Origin of the sequence: Corallococcus exercitus (genome assembly GCF_003611585.1) — a bacterium.
Taxonomy (GTDB): domain Bacteria; phylum Myxococcota; class Myxococcia; order Myxococcales; family Myxococcaceae; genus Corallococcus; species Corallococcus exercitus.
On record NZ_RAVW01000013.1, the window covers coordinates 38984 to 51008 of the forward strand.

At 71.2% G+C, this 12025-nt stretch carries 12 protein-coding genes; 4 read left to right on the plus strand and 8 right to left on the minus strand.

All coding sequences use genetic code 11. The features are described 5' to 3' along the window. Positions 1 to 63: 63 nt before the first annotated feature. On the minus strand, positions 64 to 495 hold the full coding sequence (locus D7W79_RS03115) for an ExbD/TolR family protein (protein WP_120523827.1): 432 nt from the start codon (positions 493 to 495) through the stop codon (positions 64 to 66). 12 nt (positions 496 to 507) lie between these two features. Then, positions 508 to 921 (minus strand): ExbD/TolR family protein, encoded by a 414-nt coding sequence (locus D7W79_RS03120; RefSeq protein ID WP_120523828.1) that lies wholly within the window; start codon positions 919 to 921, stop codon positions 508 to 510. 154 nt (positions 922 to 1075) lie between these two features. Here D7W79_RS03120 and D7W79_RS03125 point away from each other — a divergent pair, with 154 nt between their 5' ends. The 3 genes from D7W79_RS03125 to D7W79_RS03135 all read left to right on the plus strand — a co-directional run bounded on the left by D7W79_RS03125 (position 1076) and on the right by D7W79_RS03135 (position 4480). Beyond that, positions 1076 to 2500 (plus strand): HNH endonuclease, encoded by a 1425-nt coding sequence (locus D7W79_RS03125; RefSeq protein WP_338078764.1) that lies wholly within the window; start codon positions 1076 to 1078, stop codon positions 2498 to 2500. Continuing rightward, a complete protein-coding gene (locus D7W79_RS03130; protein WP_120523830.1) occupies positions 2500 to 2964 on the plus strand; it encodes an SMI1/KNR4 family protein in 465 nt (154 codons plus the stop codon). The genes D7W79_RS03125 and D7W79_RS03130 overlap by 1 nt, the downstream gene beginning before the upstream one ends. A gap of 109 nt (positions 2965 to 3073) precedes the next feature. Continuing rightward, positions 3074 to 4480: an NAD-dependent succinate-semialdehyde dehydrogenase gene (locus D7W79_RS03135; protein WP_120523831.1), complete on the plus strand. Its 1407-nt coding sequence runs from the start codon at positions 3074 to 3076 to the stop codon at positions 4478 to 4480. A gap of 6 nt (positions 4481 to 4486) precedes the next feature. Here D7W79_RS03135 and D7W79_RS03140 read toward each other — a convergent pair whose 3' ends face one another. Then, positions 4487 to 5611, minus strand: coding sequence for an AAA family ATPase (locus D7W79_RS03140; RefSeq protein ID WP_120523832.1), 1125 nt, complete (start codon positions 5609 to 5611; stop codon positions 4487 to 4489). A 147-nt stretch (positions 5612 to 5758) separates the two neighbouring features. Between D7W79_RS03140 and D7W79_RS03145 the strand changes: the two genes are divergently transcribed. Beyond that, positions 5759 to 6733 (plus strand): COX15/CtaA family protein, encoded by a 975-nt coding sequence (locus tag D7W79_RS03145; RefSeq protein WP_120523833.1) that lies wholly within the window; start codon positions 5759 to 5761, stop codon positions 6731 to 6733. A 3-nt stretch (positions 6734 to 6736) separates the two neighbouring features. On the opposite strand, the gene D7W79_RS03150 is transcribed toward D7W79_RS03145, so the two are convergent. The 5 genes from D7W79_RS03150 to D7W79_RS43495 all read right to left on the minus strand — a co-directional run bounded on the left by D7W79_RS03150 (position 6737) and on the right by D7W79_RS43495 (position 11886). Then, positions 6737 to 8221 carry an ABC transporter permease/substrate-binding protein gene (locus D7W79_RS03150; protein WP_120523834.1) on the minus strand — a complete coding sequence of 495 codons (1485 nt, stop codon included), beginning with the start codon at positions 8219 to 8221 and terminating at the stop codon, positions 6737 to 6739. Further along, positions 8221 to 8970: an ATP-binding cassette domain-containing protein gene (locus D7W79_RS03155; protein WP_120523841.1), complete on the minus strand. Its 750-nt coding sequence runs from the start codon at positions 8968 to 8970 to the stop codon at positions 8221 to 8223. Before D7W79_RS03155 ends, D7W79_RS03150 begins: the two co-directional genes overlap by 1 nt. Positions 8971 to 8985: 15 nt before the next feature. Then, positions 8986 to 9960, minus strand: coding sequence for a hypothetical protein (locus tag D7W79_RS03160; RefSeq protein ID WP_244221564.1), 975 nt, complete (start codon positions 9958 to 9960; stop codon positions 8986 to 8988). Between the two features lie 79 nt (positions 9961 to 10039). Then, the gene (locus D7W79_RS43490; RefSeq protein WP_158616874.1) at positions 10040 to 10723 is read right to left on the minus strand and encodes a DUF4142 domain-containing protein; all 684 of its coding nucleotides are present in this window, start codon (positions 10721 to 10723) and stop codon (positions 10040 to 10042) included. A 131-nt stretch (positions 10724 to 10854) separates the two neighbouring features. Further along, positions 10855 to 11886 (minus strand): hypothetical protein, encoded by a 1032-nt coding sequence (locus D7W79_RS43495; protein WP_208729624.1) that lies wholly within the window; start codon positions 11884 to 11886, stop codon positions 10855 to 10857. Positions 11887 to 12025 lie beyond the last annotated feature (139 nt).

Here is a 12025-nt window from a genome sequence, read left to right on the forward strand (position 1 = left end):
AAGTCGGCGGGTGCGGGCTGGCCACGGGCTTTCTGCGGCGAGTGTCGGACAGGCTCCAGGTGCTCAGGGGTGTTCGACGGACAGGCCCAGGGCTTCGGCGCCCGCGGCCTTCGCGCCGTCGAGGGCCGTGATGAGCCGTGCGTAAGGAGCGCGGGCGTCCGGCTGGAAGAACAGGCCGCGCTGTCCCTGGGGACGGGCCTCCAGGAAGGCCCGCAGGCGCGCCACGTACTCCGCTTCGCTCACGGGCTGGCCTTCCAGCAGGAGCGTGCCGTCCGCGGTGAGGCGCACCAGGCCGGGGGCCAGCTCCTTCGACGGTGGGGCTTCGGCCGTCGCGGGCTCCTGGGAGGGGAGCTGGAGGGCGAACTCGCCGCGCATGAGCGGGGTCACGACCATGAAGATGATCAACAGCACGAGGACCACGTCCACCAGCGGCGTGACGTTGATGTCCGACTGGAGTCCGGACTGGGGCTTCACGATGGGGCGTCTGGAGCGCATGGCGGTCCTCCTTCAGTTCTTCTTCATGGAGACACCCAGGGACACCTTCCGCGCGCCGGCGTCGCGCGACTGTTGAAGGACGCCGAGCACGTCGCCGCAGGTCAGCGCCTCATCCGCCTTGAGGAGCAGCTTGCGTTCGGGCTGGGCGCGCAGCTCCTGCTGGACGCGCTCCTGGAAGGAGGCCGCGTCCGGGAAGGCGTCCTTGTCGACGAACAGCGCCTTGTCCGCGGTGAGGGAGAACACGAGCGGCTCGGGCTTGTCGCGATGTTCTCCTTCAGCGGCGGTGGGCAGGGTGACGTCCTTGCCCTGCTGGGACATCGGCGTCACGACCATGAAGATGATCAGCAGCACCAGCACCACGTCCACCAGCGGCGTGACGTTGATGTCCGCCTTCACTCCGCCCCTGCCTCCCACGGCCATTCCCATGCACGACCTCCATGTGAATCGGAAGCCATGGGACCACGGGCCCAGGGAGCCGTTGGCCTTGGGTACTCAGTGATTCGGTCATGGTTCGGTCACGCTTGAGGGTGGTCTTCTTCCCTCAATACATCCTCGGGAGGCCCGTATGAGATGGCATGGGTTGTTGACGCTGGCCTGCATGGCCTTGCTGGCCACCGGCTGTGCGTCCGCGCCATTCGAGCTCGATTCCTTGAACTCCCGCGAGGACGTGCTTGCCCCCTTCCTGACGTGTTCATCTCCCGCGGCCTTCGTGGCCATGCAGCGCGGAGTGGACATGGCCCGGCTGGTGGAGTCCCTGAACGATTGGGATGCCGTCCGGTTGGGCTCCCTGGGCCCCATGGACGCGGAGGCGTCCGAAGTCCTGGGCCGGAAGCGCGCGGCCTTTCTCGTCAGCACCTCGGAGCGGTACGGCTCGGCCCGAGCCGAAGTGTTCGCACTCTTCATCCTCCACTCCGCATGCGATGACGAATTGCGCGCCATGCTCCAACTGCTGGCCCAAGACAAGCAGCTTGGCCAGACGCTGGGCACGATGACCACGGTCCGGCAACAACTGCATGAGCGCGGTCTGATGATTCAGACACACGCCGAGCGTCCTGAACGCAGCGGTGACGTTCTTCGGGGCCTGGGCCGGGCCGGACGGGAAGCACTCGCTAGCAGCGAGGTGAGCGCGGGGGCCAGCTACCTGGACCTGTCTTCCAAACGCGAGCAACTGCCTACGCCCTACCGCCAGGCACTCGACGAGGTGGAGCGGGCCCTCATGGAGCAGCATTTCGCGGCGGGCAACGTGGCGCTGGGAAGCTTTGACCACCTGACCTTTGGCGTACCGTTGGGCTTCTTCCACCTGTTGGCGGGAACCGCGCAGGGGGCGTCGTCGCTGGCTGAGGGCAGGTACGAGCAGGCATCGCGTGAACTGGCACCGGCAGCACTCATGGTCGCGCTGTATGCAGGCGGAAAGGGAGCACGGGCCCTCCGAGAATCTTCCGGTCCTGTCCTCAACCTGGAGGGATTGAAAGCAGTGGTGGCCCGGCTGGAGGAGCAACTGGGAGTCAACGCGGCCCGTGACGTGCTCCGGTACCTCCAGGCCCGCCGGGAGAATGCCTACGTCGCCGCCGAGTGGGGAGAGGCAGGAGTCCTGGCCTTGCATGAGACCCGGGGCAACGCGGCGAAGGCCCAGGCCATGTTGGCGGAGGCCGAGCGCGAACGGCCACGTACAACCTCAAGCGCGTCCACGGGAGGCTTCTCCGCCGACACTCCCATCCGGAACGCGCATCTGGCCGGGAAGACACATCCAGTGACCGGCGTCCCCTTCGACGCGGAGGGCTACCCTGACTTCAAGGCGGCCGGAGTCGTGAAGGCCGAGGTGAGGATTCCCTATACTGGTTCGCGTGCCGGAGACTTCGCCTCCGCGAACAAGGCAGCGGGCTTGAGGGAAACACCCAAGGGAATGACCTGGCATCACCATCAGGACCGGGCCACCTTGCAACTGGTTCCCACCGCCATTCACGCCCGGACAGGACACACCGGCGGTTTCTCAGGAGGCCCATGATGGCGCGGTTCGTGCGGACGACCGAGATGGGCCCCTTGCTGAGCGAGGCGGACCTTGCCGCGTTCGAGCAGCGATATAGACTTGCGCTCCCACTCCCGCTTCGCGAGTTCCTGCTGACCACCAACGGTGGCCGCCCTGAGCGTGACCTCTTCAAGCTCCAGGGCGTGCCGGGAAATCCCTTCGGCCGGATCCACTTCTTCTTCGGCCTCAACGATCCCGTCGAGTCCTGCAACCTCGACTGGAACCTGGATGTCTTCCGGGATCGCCTTCCGCCGGGACTGCTCCCCATCGCGACGACGGAAGGTGCCGACAAGCTCTGCCTTGCCGTGAGCGGTGCTGACACAGGACAGGTGTTCTACTGGGACGCGCACGCCCGCAGCGTCCACTTGCTGGCGGAGGACCTGGGCACGTTCATCTCGGCACTCCGGTCGGATGCGCTGTCGCCCACTGTCCTGGAGTCCTGAGTCACGGCCGCGCGGCGTACGCCCCTGGACGCTCTGCCTCAGGAGGCATTGTCAGGGGTGCGTGGCCTGTTATCACCCGGAGACGTTCGCACCCGGGAGGCACCCGCACATGGCCATCGCCACCATCAGCCCCACCACCGGAAAGACGCTGCGCACCTTCGACGTGCTCTCGTCCGAGGAGCTGGAGCGCAAGCTGCAACGGGCCGCGGACACGTTCCGCTCCTACCGCGAGACGTCCTTCGCCGACCGCGCCCGCTGGATGCGCCGCGCCGCTGAAATCCTCGAAGTCGAGGCCGACCGCTTCGGCCGCATGATGACGGAGGAGATGGGCAAGCCCCTGGAGGCCGCCAAGGCGGAGTCCATCAAGAGCGCCACCGCGTGCCGCTACTACGTCACCCGCGCGGAGAAGCTCCTGCGCGACACGCCCATCGACGTGGACGGCGACACCGCCTTCGTGCGCTACCAGCCCCTGGGCCCCGTCCTCGCCATCATGCCGTGGAACTTCCCCTTCTGGCAGGTCGTGCGCTTCGCCGCCCCCGCCCTCATGGCCGGCAACGTGGGCCTCCTCAAACACGCCAGCAACGTGCCCCAGTGCGCTATCGCGCTGGAAGAAATCTTCCGCACCGCCGGCTTCCCCGAAGGCGCCTTCCAATCCCTGTTCATCGAGACGTCGGAGGTGAACCGCGTCATCGAGGACCCTCGCGTGAAGGCCGTCACCCTCACCGGCAGCGAGGGCGCCGGCCGCGCTGTCGGCGCCGCCGCGGGCCGGGCCATCAAGAAGGTCGTCCTGGAGCTGGGCGGCAGCGACCCGTTCATCGTCATGCCCAGCGCGGACCTGGACAAGGCCGTGCACACCGCCGTGTCCGCCCGCCTCATCAACAACGGCCAGTCCTGCATCGCCGCCAAGCGCTTCATCGTCGCCGAACCCATCGCGCAGGAGTTCGAACGCCGCTTCGTGGAGCGCATGAAGTCCATGGTGGTCGGCGACCCCATGGACCCGAAGACGGACGTGGGTCCCCTCGCCACGCCCGGCATCCTCGAAGGGCTGCACGCCCAGGTGCAGGAGAGCGTGAAGGCCGGCACCCGGCTGCTGCTGGGCGGCAAGCCCCAAGGCGGCCCCGGCAACTTCTACCCGCCCACCGTCCTGGCGGATCCGCCGCCCAAGGCCCCCGCCTTCCATGACGAACTCTTCGGCCCCGTGGCCACGCTCCTGCGCGCCCGCGACCTGGAGCACGCCATCGAGCTGGCCAACGCGACGCCCTTCGGCCTGGGCGCGAGCGTGTGGACCCAGGACGCGAACGAGCAGCGCCGGCTCATCGACGGCATCGAGGCCGGCATGGTGTTCGTCAACGCGCTCGTCGCCTCCGACGCGCGCCTGCCCTTCGGCGGCGTGAAGCACTCCGGCCACGGCCGCGAGTTGGCCGACCTGGGCATCCGCGAGTTCGTCAACGCGAAGACCGTCCGCATCACCGGCGCGTCCGGAGCACCGCCCCCGTCGAAGCACGCGGGCGAATAGCCTCCGTCAGCGCGTGCGCACCCGGCCATCCATGGGCGCGCCGTGCACCTCCTCCAGCGCGGACGTCACGGCGTCCACCTCCGCGCCCAGCTGCTCCACGCTGTGGCGCAGGCCCGCGCCCGCCACGTCCGCGTCAGCAGCGTCCGCCGAGCGCACCCGCAGCACCTGCGCGTAGAGGTTCTCCAGCGTGTACGCCAGCCGCGTGTACTCGGCCTCCAGCCGGTCCGCGGCCTTGGTCAGCTCCGCGCGCTGGCGCACCTGTTCGTCCAGCACCTGGAGCGCCGCGCGCAGCCGGTCGCGCACCACCACGTCCTCCTCCGCGGCCCAGCGCGTCTCCAGCGTCTTGCGCTCGTCCGCCAGCCGCTGCACGTCCTCCGGCGGCGCCACCGTGCGCAGCTCGCGCTCGCGGCGGATGAGCTCATGGCAGCTCTTCTTCAGGTCCTGCACGGTGCGCTCCGGCGAGCGCACCATCTCCTGCAACACGCCCTTCCCCGCGCGCAGCTCCGCCAGCAGCTTCTCGCAGACGGCATCCACGCGCTTCAGGCGCGGATCCGCGGGCGCCTCCGGCACCTTCTCCCGCGGCAGCACTGGCGCGGGCGGATCCTCCACGCGCGTCAGCAATGGGTTGTTGGCCGGGCGCAGGTGCTTCGCGGCGCCCTTGAAGAACCCGAGCGCCACGAACACGAGCCACCAGTAGTGCTGCGGCAGCCGCACCACCGTGGCGATGCACGCCAGCGCGACGATGAGCTGCCCCACGCCCACCAGCGGGTTGCGCGAGGCCTCCTCCCGCGCCGCCCGCTCCGCCCGCTTCGCGTCGCGGTGCGCCTGCTGCTGGGCGATGTACGCGTCGCGCTTGGCCTGCCGCTCCGCGCGGCGCAGGGCGTCCTTCGACTCACGCTCCCACTGCTTCTCCCACCGCTGGCGCTCCCGCTCCGCGCCGCGCTCCCACTCCCGCTCCCAGCGGTCGCGCTCCTTCTCGGTGGGCAGGCGGCCCATCCGGCGCACCCACGCCTCCAGGGCCGCGTCCTTGCGCGCCCGCCCCTCCTCGATGGCCGCCTCCAGTCGCCGCAGCCGCTCGGCCGCATCGTGAGCAGGGAGGGAGGCAGGGGGCGCTTCGCGGTCTCGGGGCACGAGGTGACGCTAACAACTTCTCCCAGCCTTGGGGACTGCCGTGGGCGGCCCCATAAGCCCAGGTGTTGAGCCATTGGCGCGCGGCGGGCAGGCGGACTGGGGCGCGCGGTGGTCCCCTGGGAAGGGATGCGGTAGTGGGAGGGCACGATGACCCTTCCCACCGCCGCCACCCGCCGCTTCCAGTGGTTCAGCCAGGGCGTGCTCCTCTACAGCCTGGGCGTCATCCTCTGGGGCGCGTTCGTGCGCGCCACCGGCTCCGGCGCGGGCTGCGGCGACCACTGGCCCGTCTGCAACGGCGAGGTGCTGCCCCGCGCGCCCTCCCTCCAGACCCTCATCGAGTACACGCACCGGCTCACCAGCGGCCTGGCCACGGTGCTCGCCGTCGCCCTCTACATGTGGGGCCGGCGCGAGTTCCCCAAGGGCCACCCGGGCCGCCGCGCGGCGTTCTGGGCGCTGGTGTTCATGCTCACCGAAGGCCTGGTGGGCGCGGGCATCGTGCTGCTCAAGTACGTGGCGCAGGACGCGCGCCTGGGCCGCGCGGTGTGGATGGGCGTGCACCTGACCAACACCTTCCTCCTGGTGGGCGCGCAGACGCTGGTGGTCTGGGCCGCCAAGGGCCGCGCGCGCATGGCGCTGCGAGGCCAGGGCACGGTGGGCGCGGTGCTGGGCTTGAGCGTGGCCGGGATGCTGGTGCTGGGCATCAGCGGCGCGGTGGCCGCGCTGGGCGACACGCTGTTCCCTGCGACGAGCCTCGCGCACGGCTTCGAGCAGGACCTATCGGAAGCGGCGCACGTGCTGCTGCGCCTGCGCGTGTTCCACCCCATCATCGCGGTGGGCATGGGCGCGCTGCTGGTGTTCGGCGGCCGCTGGGTGGCGCGGCTGCGGCCCTCGCCGGAGGTGCGGCGGGCGTCCGCGTGGCTCACCGGCGTGTACGTCGCGCAGCTGTGCGCGGGCGTCGTCAACCTGGTGCTGCTGGCGCCCGTGACAATGCAGCTGGTGCACCTGCTGCTCGCGGACTGCGTGTGGATGTGCGTGGTGCGGCTGTGCGCGGCGGGGCTCGCGGAGGACGCGCCGCGCCTGGAGCCCGCGGCCGAGCCTGCGCCCCGCGTGGAGCCGGTGTAGCGCTCAGCCGCGCAGGCCCCGGGGCACCAGCACGCGCGCCACCGCCTCGAAGAGGCCGCTGACGCCCAGCGCGAGCACCGCCGCCGGCACCGCACCCTCCAGGATGAGCCCCACGTCGTCCAGGCGGATGCCGGTGAGGATGGGCTGGCCGTAGCCGCCCGCCCCCACCAGCGCTCCCAGCGTCGCGGTGCCCACGTTGATGACCGCCGCCGTCTGGATGCCCGCGAGGATGGACGCCGCCGCCATGGGCAGCTCGATGCGCCACAGCCTGGCGCCGGATGGCAGGCCCAGCGCCTCCGCGGACTCGCGCACCTCCCACGGGATGCCCTGCAGCCCCGCCGCCGTGTTCCGCACGATGGGCAGCAGGCTGTAGAGGAACAGCGCCGCGATGGCCGGCTTCGAGCCGATGCCCAGCAGCGGAATCATGAACACCAGCAGCGCCAGCGACGGCACCGTCTGGATGACGCTGGAGAGCCCCAGCACCCCCTGCCCCAGGCGCGGACGGCGCGCGGCCACCACGCCCAGCGGGATGGCCAGCGCGATGGCCGCCACCAGCGACAGGCCCACGAGGAACAGGTGTTCGCGCGTGCGCTGCCAGACGCGCACGCCCCGCCCGTCCGTGCGCACCTCCGTCGTCAGGCCCAGCGACGCCTGGAGGAAGTCCGACGCCACCCGGGCTTCCGGCACGTGCTCCAGCCGCGCGCGGGCGTTGAGCTTCACCATCTCCGCTTCCGTCAGCGAGCCCTCCAGCCGGCGCAACGCGGCGACGACGCGAGGTGCACGCGTCTCCAGGTCCGCGCGGTAGAGGAGCACGGCGTCGTACGCGGGGAAGTGGTGGCGGTCGTCCTCCAGCACGCGCAGCCCGTACGCGGCGATCTCCGCGTCCGTGGAGTACAGGTCCGTGAGCTGGATGGCCCCGCTCTCCATGCCCCGGTAGGCCAGGTCGTGGTCCAGGCCGCGCACGTCGCGCTGGGGCAGGCCGTACGCGTCTCGCAGCGCGGGCCAGCCGTCGCCCCGCTGCATGAACTCGTTGCTGAAGCCCACGCGCAGCTCCGGGTGGGCCTTCAGGTCGGAGATGCGGCGGATGCCCAGCCGCTGGGCCTCCGCTTCCTTCATGCCCAGCGCGTAGGTGTTGTTGAAGCCCAGCGACGCGCTCATCCGCAGGCCCTCATCCGCGAGCGCCTTGCGCAGCGCCGCGTCGTCCGGCAGCGCGCGCCCCACGAGCAGTTCCTGGCGCAGCGTGCCGGTGTACTCGGGATACACGTCCAGCTCGCCCCGGCGCAGCGCCTCCCACAGCACCGTGGTGCCGCCCAGCTCGCGCCGGTGCGAGACCCGTGCACCGGCGTCCTCCGCCACCTGCGTCACCATCTCCCCGAGGATGACGGACTCGGTGAACTTCTTGGAGCCCACGCGCACCTCGGGCCCCGCGCCGTCGGTGCTCTCGCACGCGACGCCGAACAGCAGCAACGCCAGCGCCAGCGCGCGCATCATCCGGACCTCCGCAGGGGCAGCGGGCGCTGCGCCTGGATGAACCGCGTGACGAACGGCTCCGCGGGCCGCGCTTCCAGATCATCCAGCGTGCCCTGCTGCACCACCTGGCCCTCGCGCATCAGCACGATGCCGTCGCCCAGGTAGGCGGCTTCCGCCAGGTCGTGGGTGACGAGCACCACCGTCTTGCCCAGCCGCTCGAAGATGCCGCGCAGGTCCGTCTGGAGGTCGTGGCGCACCAGCGGATCCAACGCGCCCAGGGGTTCGTCCAACAGCAACACGTCCGGATCCAGCATCAGCGCGCGCATCAGCGCCACGCGCTGCCGCTGGCCTCCGGAGAGCTCGCCAGGCAGGCGCTCCAGCGCCTCCGCCGGAAGGCGCGTCAGGTCCATCAACTGACCCAGCCGCTCGCGGATCCGCGCCTCCGGCCAGCGCAGGTGCCGCGCCATCAGCGTGACGTTCCCCGCTCCGGTGAGGTGCGGGAACAGGCCTCCGCCCTGGAGCGCGTAGCCCACGCGGCGGCGCACGGCGAGCAGCGCGTCCGCGTCCTCCGGCAGGAGCAGGCCGTCGAAGAGCACACGCCCCGTGTCGGGACGGAGCAGGCCGTTGAGCAGCCGCAGCAGCGTGGACTTGCCGCAGCCACTGGGGCCGATGAGCACCGTGGTGGCGCCCTTCGGCAGGGCCAGGGTCAGCGGGTGCAGGGCCTGCGCGGCACCAAAGCGCTTGGACACCCCTTCCAGGAGGAACACGGACGCCACGTCCCTTCAGCGCGGAGCGAACACGCCGTTGCAGGCGGTCGGCAGGGGAAAGGAATCGCTCGCGGGAAGGCTGCACGCCGCGAACAGGCCCCAGCCGCTCCGGTTCACGCCGCCGGCCCAGACCTGGACGTCGCCGTCCGGAGCGGGCGCGGTGAAGTGGAGGCAGCGAGTGGACTGGCCCTCCACGTAGCAGTCGCGCACCTCCACCGGGCTGGCTCCCGGGAGCGCGTCGCGCAGCTCCTCCACGCTCCGGTCGCGCCAGCGCTCCACCTGGGCCGCGCTCGGGTGTGCCGGAAAGAAGGCGCTCCAGGAGAAGGTGGACGCGGCACAGCGGATCCTCCCCGCGCGCGTCGTCGAGTCCGCGAGTTCGCAGCCCTCCGGCAGGTACAGCAACCGCCATGGCAGGCGCGGCGGCGTGATGAGCGACGACGGCGCCAGCACGTCGCCTTCCGGGTTGCCCTCCGTGGCCAGGTAAGCGAACAGCTCCAGGCACCGGCCCAGCCCCGCGCGGACGGGCTCGCGCACCACGCAGCCCAGCTGGCGCACGTGGCCCGCGGTGGGCGTCACCGCCGTGACGTAGCCGCCCACGGGACAGGTCCTGCCGCCGTCCGCACCGGAGCACTGCTCGAACCGCAGGGACGGGTGCGGATGTCCCGCGAGCGGCAGCTCTCCCCGGACCTCCGTGAGCGCCGGGCCCAGGCGCGCATGGACGCGGGCCCGCCCCGACTCCACCGCCTGCGCCTCGCTCAAGCCGGGCTGTTCGTGCAGCCACACGGAGAGCGCGCCGCAGCGGTACGTGCGCGACGTGGCGCTGTCCGGGACGGGGACGCAGCCCTCGAAGAGGGAGCTTGCGTCGTCGACGAAGGGGCCCATGGGCGTCGCGCCCACGGGCGGGACCGCGGGGACCACCGGCATGGACGCCTGACACGCGCCCAGCAGCGCCCCCAGTGCCACCCCCACCGCCGCCAGTGCCGTGCGCATCCGCGAGGGATTAGGCGCCGGACCCGGCCGAGTCAACCGGCCCGTCGGCCCGACGCCCACCGCCCTACACACGCGGGCACTACTTCTTCATCTGCTTCTCGAGCTCCTTCGCCTGCGTCTCGTTGCCGCTGACGACGCGCTCGGTGTCGCTCAGGAGCGCCAGGAAGCTGGCGTCGTTCTTGTACTCCTTGCGGCCCTCCTTGAGGATCTCCTTGCCCTTCTTCTGGTCCGCCGTGATGCGCGTCAGGAAGGCCTTGTCGAACTCGGGGCCCTGCTTCGCCTGGAGCTTGGTCATCTCCTCGTTCGTCTGGTCGATGGCCTTGCCCAGCTTCTCGCCGGTGCCCTCCATCTTCTTGTTGTAGCCCTCCTGCACGCCGGAGCCGCCCGTGCCCGTCTGGTCCTCGGAGGTGATGTTGCTGTCGCTGAGCGCGCCGATCTCCATCTTCTTCTGCTGGGCCCAGGAGCGCAGCGACTCCTGGCTCTTCTCGTGGTCCTCGCGCAGCTTGGTGGCGAACTGCTTCACCTGCGGGTCCGTCGCCTGCTGCTCCGCGAGCCGCGCCAGCTTGATCTGCCGGTTGTTGAAGACGGCCAGCTTGCCCACGTACTGCACGCGCTTGCCGGCGGCCTCGCCCACGGCCTTGCCGTGCTCCATGGACTGCTTTTCCTGCTTGGACTTGCTGTCGTCGGCATGGGCCGCGAAGCCCATCAGCCCCGTCATGACCGCCGCAGTCACCGCACGCGTCTTCCAGTTCGTCTTGCCCATGGTCTTACGCCTCCCCCGCCTCCGCGGATAAAGATTGACGGGAGCAAGGTGGGTCCGCGAACGCCCGTTGCCAGGGCCGTCTGGCCGAGCGCCCCGCCCCCGCGGACGAGGCCCGCGAGGGTGACGTCGCGTCACTCCACGGACAACAGGCCGCGCACCACCGCGCCGCGCCCCGGCGCCGTGGCCTGGGCCCAGCCGCGCAGGAGCGCGAGCACCTCCGTGGAGAAGCCCGGCGTGTCGAGCAGCGTGACGGTGGTGGCCGTCCCGCCCGTCTGCGCCTGTTCGAAGCGCGCGGTGAGCCAGCACGTCCCGGCGTTCACGCCCTCGGGCAGCGTGCGCGACACCTCCAGCTCCAGCAGCGCGGAGGGACACAGCCATCCTTCCGCCCAGCGCAGCCGCCGCTCCAGCAGCGCGCTCAGGGACTCGTTCGCGGCGGTGGCCTCCAGCGCCAGGGGCACGGCGTCTCCGGATACAGGGGACGGCAGGTACACCTCGCGCAGGAAGGGCGGCTCGCGGGTCAGCGCGTGCGCCGTCGCGCGCAGCCACAGGCGGCAGTCACGCAGCACGTCCGCCGAGGGCGCCTCGAAGGGGGGCAGCGGGTGGCGCGTCGCGGAGCGGCGGCTGCTCTTGCGGTCCGCCTCCACCTCCACGAAGGGGGACACGCGCGCGCGGCCCTCCACCGCGCCCTCCACCTCCAGGCCCAGCCGCTCCAGCCGCGAGCCCCGGCCCAGGCCGCGCCACAGGTCCACGAAGGCCGCCGCGAGCGGCGCCGCGTTCGCGACCGAGTACGGCCGCCACTCCACGCGCTGGCACACCACCCGCGCCGACGGCACCCGCGCGCCAGGAGGCCCCAGGCCCAGCGTCAGGTCCCCGCAGCCCACCGCCACGCGCGCGGCCAGCACGTGCCGCACGGGGCCCTCCAGCAGCCACACCCGCAGGGCACCGCGCGGCACCGCGCCCTCCACGTAGCGGGCGCCCAAGAGCCACAGCTCGCCCTGGATGAGCACGTCCTCGCCCCGGGGCGCGTGCAGGTTCGGCTTCGAGTCCTGACAGCCCAGGACCCAGGCCCCCCGGCCCTCCTGGACCCAGCGCACCCGAAGGCCCTCCGGCAACGCCTCCAACACGCGCCGCGTGGCCTCCGCCTCGCTCATTCCCTCCGCCATTGGGCCCCTCGCACCAAACAGCGCTACGGTATTCTTCCGTGATAGCTGTGATTAGGGGCCCATGTCAGCACGTTTTTCGCGGTTTCCCGGGTGGGTAATGGGAAACCCTGTGGGTTCGGGTGGGGGGCCGGGCCAGGGA